17 protein-coding genes are annotated in these 21,508 nt (G+C 47.2%); 6 read left to right on the top strand and 11 right to left on the bottom strand.

Features of this window, described 5'->3' with window-relative positions; genetic code table 11:
* Nucleotides 1–2: 2 nt before the first annotated feature.
* Nucleotides 3–3,410 carry an ATP-binding protein gene (locus tag A4R26_RS33825; protein ID WP_081171543.1) on the top strand — a complete coding sequence of 1,136 codons (3,408 nt, stop codon included), beginning with the start codon at nucleotides 3–5 and terminating at the stop codon, nucleotides 3,408–3,410.
* Nucleotides 3,411–3,570: 160 nt separating this feature from the next.
* Here the strand turns inward: A4R26_RS33825 and A4R26_RS33820 are convergent, their stop codons facing one another.
* Both A4R26_RS33820 and A4R26_RS33815 read right to left on the bottom strand, forming a co-directional pair.
* The gene (locus tag A4R26_RS33820) at nucleotides 3,571–4,206 is read right to left on the bottom strand and encodes a hypothetical protein (RefSeq protein WP_133054864.1); all 636 of its coding nucleotides are present in this window, start codon (nucleotides 4,204–4,206) and stop codon (nucleotides 3,571–3,573) included.
* Nucleotides 4,207–4,429: 223 nt separating this feature from the next.
* Complete coding sequence (locus A4R26_RS33815; protein WP_081171539.1) at nucleotides 4,430–5,053, bottom strand: DNA-3-methyladenine glycosylase family protein; 624 nt, start codon at nucleotides 5,051–5,053, stop codon at nucleotides 4,430–4,432.
* A gap of 67 nt (nucleotides 5,054–5,120) precedes the next feature.
* Here A4R26_RS33815 and mnmC2 point away from each other — a divergent pair, with 67 nt between their 5' ends.
* The gene (gene mnmC2, locus A4R26_RS33810) at nucleotides 5,121–5,798 is read left to right on the top strand and encodes a tRNA (5-methylaminomethyl-2-thiouridine)(34)-methyltransferase MnmC2 (protein ID WP_081171537.1); all 678 of its coding nucleotides are present in this window, start codon (nucleotides 5,121–5,123) and stop codon (nucleotides 5,796–5,798) included.
* A gap of 229 nt (nucleotides 5,799–6,027) precedes the next feature.
* On the opposite strand, the gene cysS is transcribed toward mnmC2, so the two are convergent.
* From cysS to msrB, 6 genes are all read right to left on the bottom strand, one after another.
* Entirely contained in the window at nucleotides 6,028–7,524 is a 1,497-nt protein-coding gene (cysS, locus tag A4R26_RS33805; protein ID WP_081171535.1) for a cysteine--tRNA ligase, read from the bottom strand.
* A gap of 351 nt (nucleotides 7,525–7,875) precedes the next feature.
* The gene (locus tag A4R26_RS33800) at nucleotides 7,876–9,012 is read right to left on the bottom strand and encodes an endonuclease/exonuclease/phosphatase family protein (RefSeq protein WP_081171533.1); all 1,137 of its coding nucleotides are present in this window, start codon (nucleotides 9,010–9,012) and stop codon (nucleotides 7,876–7,878) included.
* Nucleotides 9,013–9,020: 8 nt separating this feature from the next.
* A complete protein-coding gene (locus tag A4R26_RS33795; protein WP_081171531.1) occupies nucleotides 9,021–9,947 on the bottom strand; it encodes a rhomboid family intramembrane serine protease in 927 nt (308 codons plus the stop codon).
* A gap of 163 nt (nucleotides 9,948–10,110) precedes the next feature.
* Complete coding sequence (locus A4R26_RS33790; RefSeq protein ID WP_081171529.1) at nucleotides 10,111–10,800, bottom strand: rhomboid family intramembrane serine protease; 690 nt, start codon at nucleotides 10,798–10,800, stop codon at nucleotides 10,111–10,113.
* A gap of 64 nt (nucleotides 10,801–10,864) precedes the next feature.
* A complete protein-coding gene (gene rlmD, locus A4R26_RS33785) occupies nucleotides 10,865–12,289 on the bottom strand; it encodes a 23S rRNA (uracil(1939)-C(5))-methyltransferase RlmD (RefSeq protein ID WP_081171527.1) in 1,425 nt (474 codons plus the stop codon).
* A 535-nt stretch (nucleotides 12,290–12,824) separates the two neighbouring features.
* On the bottom strand, nucleotides 12,825–13,322 hold the full coding sequence (msrB, locus tag A4R26_RS33780) for a peptide-methionine (R)-S-oxide reductase MsrB (protein ID WP_278248472.1): 498 nt from the start codon (nucleotides 13,320–13,322) through the stop codon (nucleotides 12,825–12,827).
* Nucleotides 13,323–13,706: 384 nt separating this feature from the next.
* Between msrB and A4R26_RS33775 the strand changes: the two genes are divergently transcribed.
* The gene (locus A4R26_RS33775) at nucleotides 13,707–14,288 is read left to right on the top strand and encodes an adenylate kinase (RefSeq protein ID WP_081171523.1); all 582 of its coding nucleotides are present in this window, start codon (nucleotides 13,707–13,709) and stop codon (nucleotides 14,286–14,288) included.
* Nucleotides 14,289–14,463: 175 nt separating this feature from the next.
* Here A4R26_RS33775 and A4R26_RS33770 read toward each other — a convergent pair whose 3' ends face one another.
* Together A4R26_RS33770 and A4R26_RS33765 are read right to left on the bottom strand one after the other, a co-directional pair.
* A complete protein-coding gene (locus A4R26_RS33770) occupies nucleotides 14,464–15,462 on the bottom strand; it encodes a S1C family serine protease (protein ID WP_081171522.1) in 999 nt (332 codons plus the stop codon).
* Nucleotides 15,463–15,650: 188 nt separating this feature from the next.
* Nucleotides 15,651–16,136, bottom strand: a complete 486-nt coding sequence (locus A4R26_RS33765) for a hypothetical protein (protein ID WP_081171520.1) — start codon at nucleotides 16,134–16,136, stop codon at nucleotides 15,651–15,653.
* Nucleotides 16,137–16,259: 123 nt separating this feature from the next.
* Here A4R26_RS33765 and A4R26_RS33760 point away from each other — a divergent pair, with 123 nt between their 5' ends.
* From A4R26_RS33760 to A4R26_RS33750, 3 genes are all read left to right on the top strand, one after another.
* Entirely contained in the window at nucleotides 16,260–16,781 is a 522-nt protein-coding gene (locus A4R26_RS33760) for a hypothetical protein (protein WP_081171518.1), read from the top strand.
* Between the two features lie 193 nt (nucleotides 16,782–16,974).
* Entirely contained in the window at nucleotides 16,975–19,020 is a 2,046-nt protein-coding gene (gene paaZ / locus A4R26_RS33755) for a phenylacetic acid degradation bifunctional protein PaaZ (RefSeq protein WP_081171516.1), read from the top strand.
* 129 nt (nucleotides 19,021–19,149) lie between these two features.
* On the top strand, nucleotides 19,150–19,917 hold the full coding sequence (locus tag A4R26_RS33750; RefSeq protein WP_081171514.1) for an enoyl-CoA hydratase/isomerase family protein: 768 nt from the start codon (nucleotides 19,150–19,152) through the stop codon (nucleotides 19,915–19,917).
* A 244-nt stretch (nucleotides 19,918–20,161) separates the two neighbouring features.
* Here the strand turns inward: A4R26_RS33750 and nhaD are convergent, their stop codons facing one another.
* Nucleotides 20,162–21,439, bottom strand: coding sequence for a sodium:proton antiporter NhaD (gene nhaD / locus A4R26_RS33745; RefSeq protein WP_081171512.1), 1,278 nt, complete (start codon nucleotides 21,437–21,439; stop codon nucleotides 20,162–20,164).
* Nucleotides 21,440–21,508 lie beyond the last annotated feature (69 nt).

Raw genomic sequence — 21,508 nt, 5'->3', positions numbered from 1 at the left:
TTATGCAGTTAAACGTTTTCAGCACTGATAGTCAAAAAAGCGGTTTTCGGTTACAATACATGGAGATCTTCAACTGGGGCACATTCGATGATGTGGTTCACAGCATCAGGCCAATGGGCGAAACCAGTTTGCTTACCGGCGCCAACGGCAGCGGCAAAACCACTTTTGTGGATGCGCTGCTTACCCTGATAGTTCCGGAAAAGAAATACCGCTTTTATAACCAGAGCAGCGGCAGTGAAAAAAAGGGCGACCGTACCGAAGAAACATATGTAATGGGTGGTTACGGCTCCATGAACAGCGAAAGCACCGGTTCATTAAAAACCCTTTACCTGCGCGAGAACAAAGAAGAAGCCTATAGCATTCTGCTGGCGCATTTTGCCAATGAAGCAGAGCAAACAGTGACGCTTTTCCAGGTACGGTATTTTACAGGCGGCGATATGAAAAGGCTTTTTGGCATTGCCCATAAACCGCTGCGCATAGATGAAGATTTCAAACCTTTTGACCTGAACGGACAATGGAAAAAATCGCTCGATCAACGCTATAACAAAGGCACCCGTAAACAAATAGAATGGTTCGATGCCGCCAGCAAATATGCCCAGCAACTGGTGCATGTGCTCGGCATGCAAAGCGTTCAGGCTTTACAACTGTTCAACCAAACCGTTGGGATAAAAGTACTGGGCAACCTCGATGAGTTTATTCGCATGCACATGCTGGAGCCGCGCAATATGGAGGAATCGTTCCAGGACCTGAAAAAACACCTGGCCACCCTGCTCGATGCCCAGCGCAATATTGAAAAAGCAGAAGAACAGATCCGGTTGTTGACCCCGGTTGAACAGCACTACAAAGCGTACAACTCGTTAAAAAGCGAAATAGAACAATCGGAACAATTGCTGCAAACAGCACGCATCTGGAACAGTTACACCCGCAATGAATTATTGCAACAGGCCATTGAAGAAAGCAATGCCACCATTAAAGATATTCAGCAAAAACAGCAGGTACAAAAATTAACTTACGACCAACTGCAGGAAGAAGAGCGGGTGATCAGGAACCAGATAGATCAGAACAAGGCCGGGCAACGTATGCAGAACCTGGAAAAGGAAGTACAGGAACTGGAGTTGAAAAAACTGGAAACTACCGAAAACCTGGCGCAGTTCACGAACTGGTGCGAGGAATTGCATATTGAGGAAAAATCGCCTGGCGATGAAGCCGCTTACAACCGCATAATAAAAGAGGTAAACAGAAAAAGGCTTGAGCTGGAAACCAAACAACGCCTCAATGAAGAAGATGAATACACGGCCAAACGTAATAAAGACAAATGGGATGCCGATAAGAAGAAGATTGAAGATGAATTGAACAATCTGATCCAAAGCAAAAACAATATTCCCTCCAACCTCATCAGCGTTCGCAAACAGATCTGCGATGCGCTGAACCTCGACCAGAACGATCTTCCTTTTTGCGGCGAACTGATGCAGGTGCGCGCCGATTCAATGGAATGGCAGCCTGCACTTGAAAAACTACTGCGCCCATTTGCCCTGCGGCTGCTGGTACCGGATAAACACTATAAAAAGGTAAACAGGTACGTAAACAACACCCACCTTGGTATACGGTTGGTATATGATCATGTTACCGATAACCCCATTATGCAGAATGCAGAAAAGGACTCCGTTGCCGATAAGCTGGAGTTTTATTCTGAAAACAAACTAAGCGCCTGGGTTGAGCAGCAGATCATTATGTTTTACGATCACGTTTGTATCAACGATGAAAAAGCGCTCGACCGGTACGACAAGGCCATTACCCTGAACGGCCTCATCAAAAACAAAAGCCGCCATGAAAAAGACGACCGTTCGGGTAAGAACGACCCCGGTAAGTACGTGATGGGCTGGAACAATGAAAAGAAAAAAGAATTCCTGATAAAGAAACGCAACCAGCTGGCCGACCAGGTGGTGAAAGCCAGGGAAACGCTTGATAAATGCAAAAGCAAGGATGAACGGCTGCAAAAGCAATTCTATGCCATTACCCGTATTCGCGATCATAAAGGATTTGCCGAACTGAACATTGCCGGCGTTCAACGCGATATTCACAAGCTGCAGGAACAGATAAACGGTTTGCGCAAGGCCAATAAAGAGCTGGATAATTTAAAAGCGCAGTTGCTGGATATTCAACAGAAAAAAGAAGAAGCGGAAAAACAACGCGCCCAACTGCTGATAGATGAGACCCGGTTGAAAGACCGTGCTGAGCAATACCAGCAGCAACAGGATGCCATACTACCGCTATTACAGCACATCAATGAAACCGATAAAGACGGATTGCTACAGTTTCAGCAACAACAGGCGAACCTGCTGTCGAACATTACCCTCGATAACATCGATGAAATTTATGAAGGGCTGAAGCAGGAGAAATTAAAACTGCACGAAAAGCAAAAAGACGAATTGCACCGCGAAGAAACACAGCTGAACAAATGTATCAACCGCATCAAGAACCCTTCTTCAGAATTAAAAAGCAAGTTCTCGCCCGAATGGGATGGCGATGTGCAACACCTGCCCGAAGATGCGGCTTATGCCAATGAATACATCGACTGGCTGGCAAAACTGGTGCACGAGAACCTGCCCAAATACAAACGTGATTTTGAAAGTTATATCAACGACACCATTACGTATAAGATCGGCGGACTGAACGAGGAAATGGAAAAATGGGAACGCGATATCAATAACAGTGTAACCCGCCTGAACCAATCGTTAAGCGGCATTAACTTCAACCGCCTGCCCGATACCTATATTCAGTTAGGTAAGAGACCGGTGGGAGCCGGAACGGATATCAAAGAGTTTCGCGCCCGCCTGCTCGATGCATTGCCGCAGGCTGCCAACTGGCAGCAAAGCAGCTTCGAGGAAAAATCGAAACACTTTACCCAGAAAGTTCAACCGCTGATAGACGAACTTGATAAAAACGAAAGCTACCGTAATAAGGTAATGGATGTACGTAACTGGTTCGAGTTCTGGGCAGATGAAAAATTCCGCAATACCGACGAACTGAAGAAAACCTACCGGCAAATGGGACAGTTGTCGGGTGGTGAAAAAGCACAGCTCACCTATACCATTTTATGTAGCGCTATCGCTTACCAGTTTGGTATTACCCGCGAAGGAAAGAACAGCCGGAGCCTTCGCTTTATTGCGGTGGATGAAAGCTTCAGTAACCAGGACGAAGAAAAAGCGACCTACCTCATGGAGCTTTGTAAACAGCTTCACCTGCAACTACTGGTGGTAACACCAAGCGACAAGATTGCGATCGTTCAAAACTTTATAGCCCACGTGCACCTGGTGCAACGGGTACAAAACCGCCACAGTGTGTTGTACAATATGACTATTAAACAATTGAAAGAACAGGTTGAAGAAGGCGCCGCGGTGCTTCAATAAATCGTGAACGGCAATCGTGAATCGTGAATGGCCTCGCGACGTGAAACGGCAAACGGCTCGCGAAATTTTGGATTTATTTACGCTCTTGCGCCGCCCGAAATCCGAGCCGATTGCCGGCGTACGCCGCGCTGAGGTTTGCCGTTTCACGATTGCCGATTGCCTAAAATCTCATCTTCAGTCCGCCTGCCACAATATATTTTCCATATCCCGCTTCAACAAAGAACCCGCCGTGTTTGGTAGCGTTGAACTGAACACCCAACCCAACCTGGTATGCCAGGGAAGAACCCTCATCGGTATCGGCAGCCTTTGACCCATCAGCCGCCAAATATTTACTTTCACCGGTATTGATGCCAATTGCCGTACGGGTATATGGCATTATCTTTTGCGACATGCCCATATAACGCGTAAAGTTCAATAATACCGCGGCGTTGGTTATACTGCCGGTAAAATCCTGTTCGCCCGTGTAATAATTATAATACGGCCTGCTCACCTTCCCATAGTTCACCATTACGCCAATGGCCATACGGGGTGTAAAGCGGTAATCGATGCTTGCTATTACCGGCCCCGACCGGGTGGTGCTGCCCTGATAATAATTGTAGAAGTCGGCAAGTAAGTATTTGTCGAGATTGGGAAAGCCATACCCAATGGAAACATCGAGCGACGGTTTGAAGTTTTGAAACTCGCGGATCTGCCTGCGGCGGTATTCGCGATCCCGGCCGTAACTACGGCCATACTGGGCATTGCTTTCGTAAAAGCAGGCCATTAGTATAAATCCTAAAAGTATTCCCTTGCGCATATTTCTTTTTGCATGGGAAGCCTGTTACTGTCAAAAGTTTAATGGCGGCGTTCTTTCAAACGGCCTTTTACATTCCTGTAACAGGGCAGCAGAGCCGGCTCACCCCCTGTTTTGGATAGATGAATGGTAGAATAAGACGGCTCAGCGCCTTATTTGGAACATTCAAAAATTATTGCACCATACAGCATTTTCTTCTATTGCCAATTGCCTATTGCTTATTGACCTACCGGTTCTTCAATGGCGGCGGGTTATCTTTCCAGCGCCAGAGGTACATGCAGGCATAAGTACGGTAGGGGCTCCACTTGTTGGCTACATGCAACATATCTTCCCTGAATTGTTTTTTATCGGTGCGGTCGAGCTTATACAGGGCTATCATGGCATTCTGGATGCCAAGGTCGTCAAGGGCAAATACATTTTCACGGCCGAGGGCAAACATCAGCAACATTTCAACCGTCCAGCGGCCAACACCTTTAATCTGCGACAGGTAGGTTATCACTTCCTCATCATCCATTTTACCCAGCTTGCGCTGGTCCATACCCTGTTCCAAAGCAAAACGCGCTACATTCTGTACGTAACCTGTTTTGGCATTCGATAACCCAATGGCGCGCAACGTTTCGGGTGCGGTATCGATGATCTGTTCAGGCTTTGGCTCTTTGCCGCCGTACAGGTTCAAAAACCGTTGATAAATAACGTCTGCCACCCTGGTTGAAAGTTGCTGGCTCATAATGGAGGCGCAGAGATAGATGCAAACGTTTTTTCGTTTGGTAAGGGTGAAGGCACCATGGTGCTCAATGAGCTTTTTAATTTTTTTATCTTTCGAAAGGTGTAAGGTATATTCCTGACTCATTTTATTTTGTAGGTTTACAGCAAGGCCATTAGCGGTATTGCAATTTAGCCGTTAATTTTGTTTTCTTATGCAACGAAATCTGATCGTTACAAAAGATGGTTCACATTCTGTAGCTATTCCCGAGTGGGAAGTTTCTTACCACTCGGTTTATGGGGCTGTTCAGGAATCGTTGCACGTTTTTATTGAATCGGGTTTGAAGTACTGGCTTGACAAGCACACATCTGCCAGCCGTTGTGTAATTTTTGAAATGGGGTTTGGCACCGGGCTCAATGCCCTGCTTTCGATCCTGGAGTCCAAAAGGCGGCAACGGAAAATAATGTATGAAACGATAGAAGCATTTCCCCTTGAACAGTCAATTACGCGGGAACTGAACTATTGCACAGCCCTGGAACAGGGTTTCTGGCAACCGGTATTCGACTCTTTACATTCCGGTGAATGGAACAGTACCCAGCACATTACCAATTTCTTTTCCTTTAAAAAGATAAGATCGTTACTTGCCGATTATACACCGGGTGAGCCGGTAAACATCATCTACTACGATGCATTTGCACCCAGTGCGCAACCTGAATTGTGGACAAAGGAGGTGTTTGAGCGCATGCTGAACATCCTGGCGCCTGATGGTATTCTTGTCACTTACAGCAGCAAGGGAGATGTTCGGCGCGCGCTGCTGGCAGCAGGGTTCAGCGTTGAAAAAATTGCCGGGCCGGCGGGTAAACGGGAGATGATAAGAGCAAGCCGAAAGTAATTTGCTAATGTGCTAATTAAATACAGCTACAGGCAGCGGGTTGAAAACCCAAGGCTGAGAGCTGAAGGCAAAATTGCTTCAGGCTGCCGCTGCAGGCCATACGCAATACAATTACTTCATACCGTTGCATGGGAGAACCGGAGGCAAACGGCTAAATAAAAAAGGTGCGCCCTGCCCGATCATCGGGTTGACGCACCTGATAAATTTCCTGAAGCCTGAAGTTGTATTCTTACGAATACGAATAACTCATTCCGCCATCTTTCTCATCTTTCAATAAAATGCCCAGTTGCTGCAACTGCTGACGGATCTTGTCGGAGGTGGCGTAGTCTTTTCTGGCCTTGGCCTCTTTTCTTATTTCTATCAACAACCCGATCACCCCTTCCAGTTTACCATCTTCTTTTTCCACGTCGCCATTTAACGCCAGGATATCTTCAATGTATGTTTTAAAATATTTCTGCAGTAACTCCATAGTGCCAGCGCTCAGCGCATTGGGAGCAATATGTTTATCCTTTATTGAATTGATAACAGGTACCAGTTCAAACATATTGGCCAGCACTTTGGCAGTATTGAAGTCATCGTTCATGAATTCATCCAGCTCAAGTAGCAGCTTTGTTATTTTTTCATCCAGCGCTGCATCGCCAGCTTCGGCCTTCAGCCCGCTCACATCGAGCTTACCCAATACTTCATATGCTTCCCACAGGCGTTTCAATCCTTTTTCCGATGCCTGCAGGGCTTCATTGCTGAAATCGAGCGTGCTGCGGTAATGGGTTTGCAAAATGAAAAAGCGAATGGTTGGCCCGGTATAAGCTTTTTCAAGCAACGGATGGTCGCCGCTGAACAGCTCCGTCAGCTTGATCACATTGTTATAGCTCTTACCCATTTTGCGGCCATTGATAGTGATCATGTTGTTATGCAACCAATATCGCGCCGGCACATGTTTATTGCAGATAGTACTTTGGGCGATCTCGCTTTCATGATGTGGGAACTGGAGGTCCATACCACCGCCATGGATATCGAATTCACTGCCGAGGTATTTGGTGCTCATGGCCGAGCATTCGATATGCCAGCCGGGGAACCCTTCGCCCCATGGGCTTACCCAACGCATAATATGTTCTTCGGGCGCCGCTTTCCATAAGGCAAAATCCTGTTTATTCCGTTTTTCATCCTGGCCTTCCAGCTCACGGGTAGTTTCGAGCAGGTCATCCATCACCCGGCCGCTCAGTTTGCCATATGGGTAACCCTCTGCATACTTTTTTACATCGAAATACACCGAGCCGTTTATTTCATACGCGTACCCTTCTTCTATGATCTTTTTGATCATTTCTATCTGTTCAACAATATGGCCGGTGGCGGTAGGCTCTATGCTGGGATCGAGGTTATTGAGCTGTTTCATGCCCCAGTGAAAAAGGTTGGTATACTTCTGCACCAGCTCCATGGGTTCCAGTTTTTCGAGCACCGCTTTTTTGGCGATCTTATCTTCCGCTTCCCGCCCTTCTTCTTCAAAGTGGCCGGCATCGGTGATATTTCGTACATAACGCACCTTATAACCGAGATGCATCAGGTACCGGTAAATGACGTCGAAGGTTACATACGGCCGCGCATGGCCGAGGTGGCTTTCACCGCTCACGGTTGGTCCGCACACGTACAATCCCACATGGCCGGGTGTGATAGGTTTAAACACTTCTTTCTGCCTTGTATATGAATTCAGGACTTTGAGTTCACTCATAAAAAATCATTAAATCAGTCTGATGATAGTTAAAATAAAAGCCGGTAGATGCAAAAATAAATGTATCCCGCCAGAACGGCGAATTGAATCAGCAACAACAGGAATGTGTGAAGAAATGGATCATATTTCAAATATAGGGGTATTTGCGATAAAACCAAGGTCGTGAAACGTCGAACCTTCACTTCATCGGGGCAGGCTGTGAAGGGTGAAAGGGAGAAGCGCAAGTGGCAATAACTTTCGGGCTGTGCGGGGTTGTAAATGAATTACAAAATTCGCGCATTTCACGTTTTGCCGTTTCACGTTTCACGCCTTAACACCGAACTGACACCATTCAACCGGTAGTCGGTCCATTTATTCCTCAGCCAGCTTCAGATCGGCCACCACCGGGTAATGATCCGACCAGGGCACCAGGAACCGGTTATACTGCAGCACATCGAAGGCTCTGTCGGCCAAAATATAATCGATGCGCAGGGTAGGCGATACGGCGGCGAAACTGCGGCCGATGCCGTAGCCTTTTCTCACAAAAACATCCTGGCGGTTTCCTTTTATTTTGAAGTAGGCATAGCTATTGGGCACGTCGTTAAAATCGCCGCAAATGATCTCGGGGTAAGGACAGCTATCGAGCTTACCACGCACCAGGTCGGCCTGGTCGCCGCGAAAGGAATAACCCTGCCGCAGTTTTTTGACAATTGAGCGCGAGGCAGCCACCATGCTGTCGTTGGCCGATTTTATGATCTCGATATTGCGGTAGTCGTTCTTCTGGAACAGAACAGATTGCAGGTGGGTGGTATAGATCCTTACTTTTTTGCCGTTTACCAGCACATCGGCCGAGATCAAACTTTCGGCCGCCCGTAAATTGGCCGGGTCGGGATACCGCACCCGCTGGGTATCAGTAATGGGAAAACGCGAAAAAATGGCCACCCCGGCCTGAAAGCGGCCGCCGCTTGCCTGGCCATAATCGATAACGCGGTAATAGTATGGATAATTAAGTTGTACAATGGCATTGGTATTACTGGAAGTGAACGATTTTCCCAACTCGAGGAACTCCTGAAAACACAGCACATCGGCATTCTGTTCCTTTATGAAATCGATCATCTTTTTCCGGTAATCCTTGCGCTCTTTGATCTTTTTGTTATGCTCATCGAACCAATGCACATTCCAGGTCAGGATCCGCAGCGCGCCTTTTTCTTTTTCAGGTTTATAGGATGTGGCGAAATGAAGGCCTAAAAAAACACGGATGTTCCCTAAACCGATGAGCAGAACAAGGGCAGAAAGCATGGCCCATTTTGAGCGGAAGATCAGCCAGAATACGAGGAAAGCAAATAAAAAGAGGAGCAATACCGGGAACCCGAGTCCCAGCAATGAAAAAAACCACCATTTTGAAGGATGCAGCCAGGCATTGGCGCAGGCTATCAGGAAAAGACCCGCGATAACCACGTTCAATATAATGCATAACCGCTTTGAGAATGTTCTAACAAACCGGGCCATATTTAAAATTACAATTCTTCATCTTCCGCCGCCCGTTTCAGAATGTCTTTTTCTTCATCGGTGAGAAAACGATAGCCTTGTTGATTGATTTTATCTAAAATTTCATCAATCCTTTTCTGGGTTATATTGGGTATCTTTTTGTATGGTTGGGTTCCCCTGGCGTTATAGTGAAGATCGGTTTTAGCTGTTTTCTTCCAGCTTTGCCTGTCGGGGTTGAACAGGTTACTCACCCAATCAAAGAAGTTATTCATCCAATTGCTCCAGTCGTTGCCGCGGCGCATTTGATAAACAAACAAAAAGCCAACACCGGCGCCAGCCAGGTGCGCGAAATGACCTGGTTGCTTTTTCTGTGCAGCTATCAATCCAATATCTATCACAAGGTATAATACGGTCAAAATCCACAACGGGATGCCTCCATTGATCATGGGGAAGATCCGGTAGTCGGGCGCCAGTGAAGTAGCCGCCACGGCAATGGCCATAATGCCGGCGGTAGCGCCCACCAGGGTTACCCCTGTGCGCATGGGCGCCAATTGCGGAAAAAGATTGTAACTCAACAAAAAAAGTATTCCGGCGCCTACGCTGCCATAGATGAAAACCGGGAAAAGCTTTTTATTACCGGTAATGTCCTGAAAAATATACCCGAATGCCCATAACCACAACAGGTTTCCCAGCACATCCCACACATCGCTGTGCATGAACATAAAGGAAAGCAGCGTCCACGGCCGGGACAGCATTGTTTCTATATTGCCGGGTACCACCAGCCAGTTGAAGATATTCTTATCGTATGCGGACAGGTCCCTTTCGGCTATGTTATAAACAAGCCATATGAATTTGAAAATACAGAAGATGATGGCAATTGCACCAACTAGCAGCACCAGTGAATTCCCATCCTGGCCCAGACCGATCCTTTTCCTATACCTATCTTCTCGTAGCACTGAACAAGTTTTAATGAATTTACAAAATCCTTCAACTTCCAGCCTTTACGCTATGTGAGCCCTTTGGTTAAGGCTCAGGCGCATCGGCGAGGTGTATTTAAGAGGCAAACCGGGTTCCACCTCCTTATTTTAACAGCTAAAGCGTTGTTAAAGTTGCAGGCTGTCAATAAAACGTTCGCCGGTTCGATTTATTCATTGTTATTACTAAAATTAAACCAACGATAGCGCCGCCAACGTGGGCAAAATGGGCTACATTGTCGCCTTGCGTTGGGTTAATACCGCCAAACAGATCGAGCAGAAAATAACCGATCACCAGGTACTTTACCTTTATCGGAAAAACAAAATATAAATATACCGGTGAATTGGGAAACAGGTAAGCAAAGGCCACCATTACGCCATTAATGGCCCCCGAAGCCCCAACGGCCGTGCTATGCAGAATACGGGCCGCTCTTGCATAATATTCACCCTCAGTGATCGACCGCTCGTTAACCCGGTTCATAAGCAGGTTGATCTCTACGGTATAAGCACCTAAAAGCACTACGGCTGCGCCCAAACCGCACAACAGGTAAAAGATCAGGAAACGTTTGCCGCCCCAGATATCTTCAAGTGTTGAACCGAACATCCACAGGATAAGCATATTTATGGCAATATGCCAGAATGAACTGTGCAGGAACATATGGGTCAGAAACTGCCATACGCCAAATTCAGGTGATTGATAATAATGAAGCGCCAGCGTATTAATAAACGGGTTGCCAAAAGTTAACTCCGCAACAAAGAACAATGCATTTGCAATAACAAGGTTTTTTATCACCGGTGGTATCGACTGAAACCCTCGCATTCGTAAATCTGCCATTCTGAAAAATTTATTACATGAATTTCGGTATGTTTTGTTACAAATAAGGCGGTAGAATTGTTATTTATCTCAATTTCAATTGAACAACATTTTCAATATGATGCGTGTGCGGAAACATATCTACCGGCTGCACATGCGTCACTTCGTATTTTTCATTGAGCAGGTTCAGGTCCCTGGCCTGCGTAGCCGGGTTGCAGCTTACATATACCACCAGCGGCGCGGCGGTTTCCAGTATTTTTCGAACCAGCTTTTCGTGCATACCGGCCCGCGGCGGATCGGTGATCACCACATCTGGTTTACCGTGCTGCTCAAAAAATTCACTGGTACAAACGTCTATTACGTCGCCTGCAAAAAATTTCGCATGTTCAATATTGTTGAGGGCTGCATTTTCCCTGGCATCTTCAATGGCTTCCGCCACAGTTTCTACCCCTATTATCTGCTTCGCCTTGTCGCTTACGAACAACCCTATGCTGCCCGTACCGCAATACAGGTCGTACACCGTTTCTGTTCCCGTTAAACAGGCCAGCTCGCGGGTAACCTGGTACAGCCGCTCGCCCTGGCGGGTATTGGTTTGGAAGAACGACTTGGGACCGATCTTGAATTTCAGGGCCGGCGCCCCGGTGCCGGTTGACAATGTTTCAATGATATAGCCTTTTCCAAAATAGGCTTTTGGTTCCAGGTCGTAAATGGTATCGTTCTTTTTAGGATTGATGGTATACAACAAAGTGGTGATCCCCGGCACGTTTTTGAGTAAATGATCGAACAGGCGTGTTCTTTCCTGTTCATCGTCATAAGCCAAACACACATTCACCATTACTTCGCCTGTTGTGGCCACCCGAACAATTAGGGTGCGTAACCAGCCCTGGTGAAACCTGATATCATAAAAAGCCAGGTTGTGCTCTTTGGCATAATCGCGAATGGTGTTTTTGATAGCGTTTACCGGCTCGGCCATCAGGTGGCAGGTGGTAATGTCGATCACTTTATCAAAAAGACGGGGAACGTGAAAACCGAGTGCGTTCTCCTGGTCAATGACCATATCGCTGGCCGCCGCTATTTCCGAAGGAAGTAAATACCGGCGGTTACTGAAGGTGAATTCGAGTTTGTTGCGATACCGCGCGGTTTCGCTACAACCTATTATGGGTTGAATGGGCGGCAATTCTACCTTGCCTATACGGCGCAGGTTCTGCACCACCTCATTCTGTTTATATTGTAATTGTTTTTCATAGGGCAGCATTTGCCATTTACAGCCGCCGCAAACACCAAAATGCTGGCAAAACGGCGTTACCCTGTCGGGGCTCAGCGAATGAAAATGAATGGCTTTTCCTTCGCCCCATTCTTTTTTACTTTTCGATAACTGCACATCTACCACATCGCCGGGCACGGCCCCTTCAATAAAGATCACCTTGCCATCCAGCTTGGTTAGCGCCTTTCCTTCCGCAGCATAATCTTCAACAGTTACCTGTTGTAACACCGTCTTCTTTTTTTTCATGCCGCAAAGATAGTTCAGAGTGGGGAGTTAGTAGTGCTGGCTGGTCAGGGATTAAGGCATTATCTGCCGTAGGGGGTCTAAAATCGAAGCATAGTGCAGGATGCAGGTAACCAACTTTCTACATTTTCTGCCTTACAGGCTACCGTAACAGTTTCATTTCGGCCCTTGTTGGTGCTTACACAAAAAAAGGCAGCCCCGTGATTAAACAGGGCTGCCACCTTCACGCTATTATTACAAGCAAAAATAGACCAGTGGTTAAATAACCACAGTCGCTATTTTAATAACAATATCCGGCTGCAGAAGGTTGCTGTATTTTTAGGTTTTGCCTATTATTTTACGATTAATAAACATTTCCCTTAGTGGGTACGGCAGCGCCCGCTAAAAAGCACCGGTTTGCCCAGAAATTTGGGTAAAATGGGCATTTAAACTGGTGAACATGTGTGCACCGGCGCCTGAAAGCAAAAAAGCAGGCCGGTCCCGTACGGGACGCTGACCTGCCTCTTGAATTTCCTGTGTATTCTTGACAACCAGTTATTTATTCACCTTTCTTAGCGTCTTTGTTCTGCTGGTCGCCCTCGTTGTATTTTTTCTCAGCGGCCCGGGCCTTTTCAAAATCGAGCACAACCCCGTTTATGCAATACCGCAAACCGGTGGGTGGCGGGCCATCTTCAAAAACATGCCCGAGGTGGGCCTTGCAGCGGCCACACATTACCTCGGTACGGCTCATACCGTGTGTATTGTCGGGCGCATAAATAATGCTTCCTTTTGTTATGGGTTCATAAAAGCTTGGCCAGCCGCAGCCACTTTCAAACTTGGTATCGCTTTTAAACAGCGCATTGCCACAAGCGGCACAGTAGTAGGTGCCCACTTCCTTCGATTCTTCAAACTTGCTGGTCCAGGGACGCTCGGTTCCCTTTTGCCGGGCAATGGCGTACACGTCGGCCGGTAAGATCTTTCGCCACTCTTCTTCACTGATATTCACCTTCGACGAGTCGGTACGGGAATAAACAGGGTTCTTTTTTGATGTGTCCATATTTTCCTTTTTCGATGTATTAGATTGAGAATAAGTACATTGCTGCAATGTTACAGCCAATATCACTAACGTCAGGCACTGGAGAACGCGCTTCATAAAAATTTGATTGTATTTCCCAAATCTACGTTGCCAATATAGGGTTTGGATGTCTGCAGGGCGACATCCCCTATGACCTTAACATTTTGTTGGGGCAGATGGTTGCCCGCCTGCGGCGCCATTCTAATGTTATATTAATAAAAAAGCGGCGAAGCCCCTGCAAAGCAGCACCAATGGCAAAAAAACGCCATTCTGATTAAATAATTTTTAATCAGAAAGCCCATATTCTAAAGGGTATATTTCTGTGGTTGGTTTATATTTGCCGACTCCTAAAAGGACTTGACAAACATGTTTAATCTTATATTATTCGGACCTCCCGGAAGCGGAAAAGGAACCCAGTCAGAAAAGCTGATCGAAAAATTCGGTTGGATCCATCTTTCAACCGGCGATCTGCTGCGTAAAGAAATTGCCAATGAAACCCGGTTGGGTCTTGAGGCAAAATCATTTATGGATAAAGGCCAGCTGGTGCCTGATGAAGTGGTTATTGGCATGATCGGTTCTGCGCTTGACGCCAACCCGGCCGCCAAAGGTTTTCTGTTCGATGGTTTTCCCAGAACAGTTGCCCAGGCTGAAGCGCTGGATAACCTGCTCGCCGGAAAAGGCAGTGAAATAACCCTCGTACTGGCGCTCGAAGTTGGTCAGGAAGAATTGGTTGCCCGCCTGCTGAACAGGGGCAAAACTTCTTCCCGCAGCGACGATCGCGATGAGAACGTGATTCGCAAACGCCTGGTTGAATATGATAACAAAACTGCCCAGGTTGCCGATTACTATGCCAGGTTTGGTAAAGTGGCCAAAATAAAAGGCGAAGGCAATATTGAAGAGATCTTCGGTTCGCTTGTTGCTAAAATAGAAGCTAAACAACCTGCATAACCGGTGTGTGGTTTGTAGTTTATGGTTTGTGGTTAATCTCCCGATCATCCACCACTTTTTATTACAAGCTTAAACCGTTCATATTTTTTAAAATAAGGCGAGCCTCGTTTACCGTCGAAGGCCGCCTTGTTTATTTTATTGGCGTTCCTTTCTCATATCCCGGCTGTTTCATTTCTCATTTCCCCGGATATTCTCCCGGTATAACGGTTATAGTTGTCTTATGACCGCCCCGCAATACCTGCACCTGTATACGCTGCCCGATCGTTTTTTCATTCAGCTGTTTATGCAGGTCGTCTATCGTTGCAATGGGATGATCGTTAAACCCAACAATGATATCGCCGCTGCGCAGTTCATTGTTATAAACCGGTATATCGGCCTCTATTTCCGAAATATAAACCCCGGTTTGGCGTTGTAACCGGTTAGCGGCAATCATGCGTTCGGTTAAATTAACTAACTGCCCCGCCAGCCCGAGGTAACCCCGTTTCACCCGCCCCTGCATAATGAGTTTACCACTTACGTAGGCTGCGATGTTCGACGATACGGCGAAACAAATGCCATGCGCCGTAGGTATCATGGCGGTATTTACCCCAATTACCTGGCCCAATGAGTTTACGAGCGGACCGCCAGAATTACCGGGATTCAGCGAGGCATCTGTTTGAATGACATCATCTATCAGCCTGCCGTCACCGGCGCGAAGGGTTCTGCCCAGCGCACTTACAACGCCAGCCGTTACGGTATGCTGCAAACCCAGCGGATTGCCAACGGCAATGGCTATTTGCCCAACCTGCAGTTGATCGCTGTTGGCGAATGACAGGGCTTTCAGCCTGTTCTCGTAAATTTTAAGTACTGCTATATCGGTACTGCGGTCGCTGCCCTTTAGCTCGGCATTTACATTCCGCCCATCGGCCAGACTCACTTTTATTGAGCCGGCATTTTCTATAACGTGGTGATTGGTAACAATAAACCCATCGGAAGAAATAATAAAGCCCGAGCCGCTGCCCCGGGTCATTTTTTCCTGACGGGTGCGGCGGTCGACAACACTTTTAGCAACCTCTATGTGTACCACAGATTCTGCAATGCTGCCTACAACGCCGGTGATCGTTTTTGAATAAGCATCCAACAATTCATGGTCGGTATGCTGTATAAGTTGTACTGTAGATGCTAACGTTTCCATGGCCTAATGCCGGCAAATTGTTTACCAGTAAGTGTTTTATGACAGAACGGCGGAATTCACCAGGCAGCAGGCAATCATCAATGCGGAATCACTATCAACAGTTTTGGTTCATAATTAATTGCTGCAGAAATTTCCGCTAAGTTTTCATCCTTACCTATGCAGCTAAGGACCTGCGCTTTGCCCGTTGTCTATTGCCTATTGCCAATTGGTTTCAGCACCGAATCGGCCTGGTTAAGGGCAGAAAAGATCAGTTCTTTTACGACAGTGACTTTTGCCTTTTCTTCTTCCAGGTATTTAATACGCAACTCTTTGTTATCCGATAAAGTATCCACTTTAAAGCCTTCCATCCACGCGTTCATTTCCGTATTGGCTTTATTAAGTGCTGTTTGCAAATCGACAAGTGATTGTTTATAGGCCGCATTCACCCTGCTGGCCGGCAGTTTGCCAATACTGTCGAGTTGACGCTGGGTTTCCTTTATATTTCCCCGCAGTTTACCCGTTTTGGCCATACCGGCATCGTGGCCTTCCATTACCTCGCGAAACAGGGAATCTTCCCGGTTTTTAGGCGCCGGCGGACCGCTTTTATGTTCGGTTGATTCACCGGAATTAGCACCGTTATTACAGGCAGAGGCAAACAGGCTGAGGCTTATAAGGGCTATCGTTAACCGCGTCATAAATATGCTTGTTTTTACTATGTAAAAAATAGGGTCAAAGTTAACTTCTTTTATACGCTGCCGGTTTTAAATCCGTTTAATAATCGGGTTTACCTATTTTCGCACCATTAATCCTGCAGTGCAATGGCAAATCGTTTCCGGCTTACCGTGTTGGCGTGCATCGTGTTCATTCAAACCGGTACTGCTCAAATAAAACCGGGTCCCACTTACAGACTGGGCGCTACAGTTTCCTTCGGATTATCAAATCTTACCTCCAATCATGTTGGCGTGGGCGGTATCGCCGGCGCCGAAAAAATGTTCTCCAAACACTTCGCAGCGGAAATAGAAACCTCTTATAACTACTTCACGGGCGATAAAGCCATTTATGTAGATGCAAAAAATAAATCCTACGCCATTCCCCTGCTGGCAGGCGTAAAAATGTATCCGCTCTCCAATGTATATGCCTCCCTCCGCACAGGCGCCGTGTATTTTCTTTTAAATAATATGTCATCGGCACGCGTCAGTTTTGGTTATGGCGCAGCAGGCGGAATTAACCTGCCTGAGAAAACCAACCGCCTCAATGTACAGGTAGGTTATACCGGTTTTCAGTATGATGGTATTAGCCGCGGATATGCTACATTAGCAGTTGCGATAATTATCAAATAAGTTGAATGGTCAATGGTGAATAGCTCGCGATGGTTCAGGTAAAAACAAACCTGTGTTACCTGAAAATATTGCTATCCGCATATTACTGAAGCTGACGGCAATCTGAACAGTCAGATTGACCATTCACCATGATACAAACTAACGATTCGCCCCGGCACAGCCGGGACCATTGAAAACAAAAACTACATTTTGCATGAAAAAACTTGGTAATTATGTAACCGGCCGGTGGATCAACGGCGACGGGGAAGGACAGGCATTATACAATGCCGTAAATGGCGAAACGATCGGCTACGCTTCTACCCGCGGGCTCGATTTCAACGCCATTCTCGAGTACGGAAGAAAAACAGGGAACCCGGCCTTACGAAAACTCACCTTTCACGAACGCGGCCTCATGTTAAAGGCCCTCGCATTACACCTGCGCAACCATCTCGAAAAATTCTATTCCATCAGTTATAAAACCGGCGCCACCAAAGCCGATAGCTGGGTTGATATAGAAGGCGGTATCGGGAACCTGTTTTCCTACGCTTCACTGCGCCGCAAATTTCCAAATGAGCCCTATTGTACAGATGGCGACTCTATTCCCCTTGGCAAAGGCGGCACTTTTATGGGCCAGCACATCCTGGTTCCCAAAGAAGGCGTAGTCGTGCATATCAACGCCTTTAATTTCCCGGTATGGGGTATGCTCGAAAAAATTGCGGTGAACCTGCTGGCGGGTGTTCCGGCCGTTGTAAAACCGGCCACTATAACGTCGTACCTTACCGAAGCGGTGGTACAGGAGATCATTGCCTCCGGCATTTTACCCGAAGGATCATTACAGCTCCTTTGTGGTTCGGCCGGCAACCTGCTCGATCATGTAACCGCACAGGATGTGGTTACCTTTACCGGTTCCGCCTCCACCGGTTTACAATTGAAATCGCACCCCCGCATAATGACCGAAAACGTTCCCTTTACCATGGAAGCCGATTCGCTCAACTGCATTGTGCTGGGCGATGATGTTACCCCCTCCATGCCCGAATGGGATATCTTCATAAAGGAAGTACGCAGGGAAATGACCACAAAGGCCGGACAAAAATGTACAGCCATCAGGCGCATCTTTGTTCCGCAAAATAAAATGGAAGACGTATGGCTGGCGCTCGGCAAAGCGCTTAGTCAAACCACCATCGGTAATCCTGAAAATGAAAAAGTACGCATGGGTTCGCTGGCCGGACAAAGCCAGCGCGAAGAAGTGCTGGCCCAGGTACAAAAACTGCTAGCTTCTTCACAGATCGTGTATGGTTCGCTCGATAGTGTGCAGGTAGTTGATGCCGACGCAAAAAAAGGCGCTTTTATGAGCCCTTTATTATTGAAGAACGAAAATCCGTTCGGGAGCGATGCCGTTCATAGCGTTGAAGCATTTGGCCCCGTTAGCACCATTATGCCTTACAACAGCATGGAAGAATCCATTGCGCTCGCTAAGAAAGGCAAAGGTTCACTGGTTTGTTCTATCGTAACCGCCAGCAATGCCAATGCCCGCGAATTTGTATTGGGTGCAGCCACGCACCACGGCCGTATACTGGTATTGAATAATGAATGCGCCAAAGAAAGTACCGGCCATGGCTCCCCGTTACCCCTGCTGGTACATGGCGGCCCCGGCCGGGCAGGCGGTGGCGAAGAAATGGGCGGCGTTCGTGGTGTTCATCACTATATGCAACGCGTAGCCCTGCAGGGTTCGCCTACAGCCATCACCGCCATAACCAACGTATACCAGCCGGGCGCACAAACAAGGGAAGAAGAAAAACATCCGTTCAGAAAATATTTTGAAGAACTGCAAATTGGCGATACCGTTATTACGCATAAACGTACCGTTACCGAAGCCGATATTGTGAACTTTGCCAATGTGAGCTGGGACCATTTTTATGCCCATACCGATCATACCTCCCTGGAAGGCACCATTTTTACAAAACCTGTTGCCCATGGCTATTTTATTTTAAGCGCCGCCGCCGGTTTGTTTGTAGATGCCAAAAAAGGACCGGTAATGCTGAATTACGGGCTCGAAGAATGCCGTTTTATAAAACCGGTATATGCCGGTGCAACCATCGGTGTGCAACTTACCTGTAAAGAAAAAGTGGAACAGGAGAAAAAAGACGAGAACGATATTGCCAAAGGCATTGTGAAATGGCTTGTTCAGGTAACTGATGAAACAGGTGAACAGGTTGCCGTGGCAACAATTCTTACCATGGTTGCCAAAAAGAACCAATAACACGAAATGCCCCAAATGTGCCACACCTTGAAGGGGTGGCACATTTTATTGTAGTATTTAATAACTTTATAAAGAGAAGATCCGCTTACGCCGGCCATCTTCCTTTTACGCGTTTGTAAAACTAATTTTATGTCGTTAGGATACGTAACCTCACATATAGATCACAATGGTGTCAATACCATTGAATTCTTTCATCCGCAAAGTAATTCGCTGCCGGGCCGCCTGCTCGAAGAACTGGCGCAAACCATACATGGCGCCGGCAATGACGACGATACCAAAGTAATTGTGCTGCGCTCGGCCGGAGAAAAAACGTTTTGCGCCGGCGCTTCTTTTGATGAACTGGCTGCAATAAAAACCCACGATGAAGGGTTGCAATTCTTTAGCGGGTTTGCCCATGTGCTGAATGCCATGCGCAAAAGCCCGCAGTTTATCATCGCCCGCATTCAGGGTAAATGTGTTGGCGGCGGAGTAGGTATTGCCGCGGCCGCCGACTACGCCATTGCCGCAGAAGGCGCCGATATTAAATTGAGCGAGCTGGCGGTAGGCATCGGTCCGTTTGTAGTTGGCCCCGCGGTAGAACGAAAGATAGGGCTGGCGGCGTTTGGCAACCTCGCTATTGACGCCACCATGTGGCGCAATGCCGAGTGGGCTAAAAGAAAAGGTTTGTATTCAGAACTACATGCTTCTGTCGATGATATGGACGAGAGTATTCAACGGTTATCATATGAACTGGCGCATAGCAACCCCCTCGCCATGCTTGAAATGAAAAAGATGCTCTGGAAAGGCACCGAAAACTGGGACCAGCTCTTGTTGCAAAGAGCAGCTATAAGCGGTTCACTGGTGTTGGGCGCTTTTACCAGAAATGCCATTGAAAAGTTCAAAGCAAAAACAAAATAGTGAAGTGATTAACCATGGCGCGGCTGAAAGTTCGTGCCATGGTTTTTTTAAGCCTTGCCGGGAACTGGCGGCCATACCGCTCCATTGCAGCCATTTAGTTATGGCATCATTATATTAAAACGAGAAATATTAAGTTCTAAGAATTTTCATTACCGGCCAGCTACCCACACCTGAAAACCTGTTACAGCTTGCAGGGGTCGCCGCTGACCTGTTTCCCCTCCATCTTGTAACCAGTAACCGTGCCTTAAAACATCCCTTGCAGCATAAATACCAAAATACCTGCCATATAGCCAACCAACGCCAACCAGGCAATCTTCCGCAGGTACCAGAAAAACTCTATCTTTTCAATACCCATAGCGGCAACGCCGGCCGCTGAGCCAATGATGAGCATACTGCCGCCCGTGCCGGCACAATAAGCCAGAAAATGCCAGAAGAAATGATCGGAAGGATATTGCTGCAGCGAATACATTCCCATCGATGCCGCTACCAGCGGAACGTTATCGACTATCGACGATAAAACGCCGATTATGACAACGATTATAGTTGGGTTGCCGATCTGTTTGTCGAGCTGCTGCGCCACATTCATCAAAGCGCCGATCGACTGCAGGGAAGCCACACTTATAAGAATACCGAGGAAGAACAGAATGCTGGGTGTATCTATCTTTCGCAGGGCGTATAATACTGAAAGGAAATGTTTATCCTGCGTGTCTTTCTGGTGATGAATTACCTCCGTTATTGCCCACATAATGCCCAGGCCCATCATCATGCCCATAAACGGCGGCAGATGGGTAACGGTTTTAAATACCGGCACCATTAATAGTATGACGATGCCCGAAATAAATATAATGTTCCGGTCGCGTAACGGCGCTTCGGGTTTCATTGTTTTCGCTTCTTCAGTGCCGCCAACTTCCAGTTCGCCCCGCATCCGGAACGACATTAACACCATGGGCACCACAGCGCAGGCCACACTGGGAAGAAATAACTTACCAACGATCTGGGTTGTTGTAACCTGCCCGCCAATCCAGAGCATGGTGGTGGTAACATCGCCTATGGGCGACCAGGCGCCGCCTGCATTGGCCGCAATTACCACTACACCGCAAAACAGCAAACGCGCCGGTTTGTTACGGATCAGCTTTCTGATCAACGATACCATAACAATAGCGGTGGTAAGATTGTCAAGGATGGCCGAAAGAAAGAACGACAGGCCGCCTATAAGCCATAACAGCTTTGCCTTTTTGGTAGTTTTGATCCGGCTGGTTATAACTTCGAATCCGTCATGGGCGTCTACCAGTTCCACAATTGTCATAGCGCCCAGCAGAAAGAAAAGAATACCGGATATTTCGCCCAGGTGTTCGGTGAGCTGTTCGTTCACATGGTGATTGTCGTTCGAATACAGGATATAGACCGTCCAGCACAGTACACCGGTTATCAGCGCCGAAGCGGCTTTGTTAAGCCTTATAACATGTTCCATGGCGATAGCCGCGTAGCCGAGGACAAAAACAATAAGTATTATTACAACCATTACAACACAATTAGTATAAAAAAAATGCCTTCCATTACAGAAGGCAATGCGCGAAGTTACAATTTTTAA

Origin of the sequence: Niastella populi (genome assembly GCF_002078015.1) — a bacterium.
Lineage (GTDB): Bacteria > Bacteroidota > Bacteroidia > Chitinophagales > Chitinophagaceae > Niastella > Niastella populi.
This window is presented reverse-complemented; position numbering and strand designations above follow the sequence as displayed.

Bases quoted from the DNA above. Each gene is read 5' to 3' on its own strand.
- A4R26_RS33825 (WP_081171543.1), top strand. From the start codon at position 3: ATGCAGTTAAACGTTTTCAGCACTGATAGTCAAAAAAGCGGTTTTCGG.
- A4R26_RS33820 (WP_133054864.1), bottom strand. From the start codon at position 4,206: ATGCGCAAGGGAATACTTTTAGGATTTATACTAATGGCCTGCTTTTAC.
- A4R26_RS33815 (WP_081171539.1), bottom strand. From the start codon at position 5,053: ATGAGTCAGGAATATACCTTACACCTTTCGAAAGATAAAAAAATTAAA.
- mnmC2 (WP_081171537.1), top strand. From the start codon at position 5,121: ATGCAACGAAATCTGATCGTTACAAAAGATGGTTCACATTCTGTAGCT.
- cysS (WP_081171535.1), bottom strand. From the start codon at position 7,524: ATGAGTGAACTCAAAGTCCTGAATTCATATACAAGGCAGAAAGAAGTG.
- A4R26_RS33800 (WP_081171533.1), bottom strand. From the start codon at position 9,012: ATGGCCCGGTTTGTTAGAACATTCTCAAAGCGGTTATGCATTATATTG.
- A4R26_RS33790 (WP_081171529.1), bottom strand. From the start codon at position 10,800: ATGGCAGATTTACGAATGCGAGGGTTTCAGTCGATACCACCGGTGATA.
- rlmD (WP_081171527.1), bottom strand. From the start codon at position 12,289: ATGAAAAAAAAGAAGACGGTGTTACAACAGGTAACTGTTGAAGATTAT.
- msrB (WP_278248472.1), bottom strand. From the start codon at position 13,322: ATGGACACATCAAAAAAGAACCCTGTTTATTCCCGTACCGACTCGTCG.
- A4R26_RS33775 (WP_081171523.1), top strand. From the start codon at position 13,707: ATGTTTAATCTTATATTATTCGGACCTCCCGGAAGCGGAAAAGGAACC.
- A4R26_RS33770 (WP_081171522.1), bottom strand. From the start codon at position 15,462: ATGGAAACGTTAGCATCTACAGTACAACTTATACAGCATACCGACCAT.
- A4R26_RS33765 (WP_081171520.1), bottom strand. From the start codon at position 16,136: ATGACGCGGTTAACGATAGCCCTTATAAGCCTCAGCCTGTTTGCCTCT.
- A4R26_RS33760 (WP_081171518.1), top strand. From the start codon at position 16,260: ATGGCAAATCGTTTCCGGCTTACCGTGTTGGCGTGCATCGTGTTCATT.
- paaZ (WP_081171516.1), top strand. From the start codon at position 16,975: ATGAAAAAACTTGGTAATTATGTAACCGGCCGGTGGATCAACGGCGAC.
- A4R26_RS33750 (WP_081171514.1), top strand. From the start codon at position 19,150: ATGTCGTTAGGATACGTAACCTCACATATAGATCACAATGGTGTCAAT.
- nhaD (WP_081171512.1), bottom strand. From the start codon at position 21,439: ATGGTTGTAATAATACTTATTGTTTTTGTCCTCGGCTACGCGGCTATC.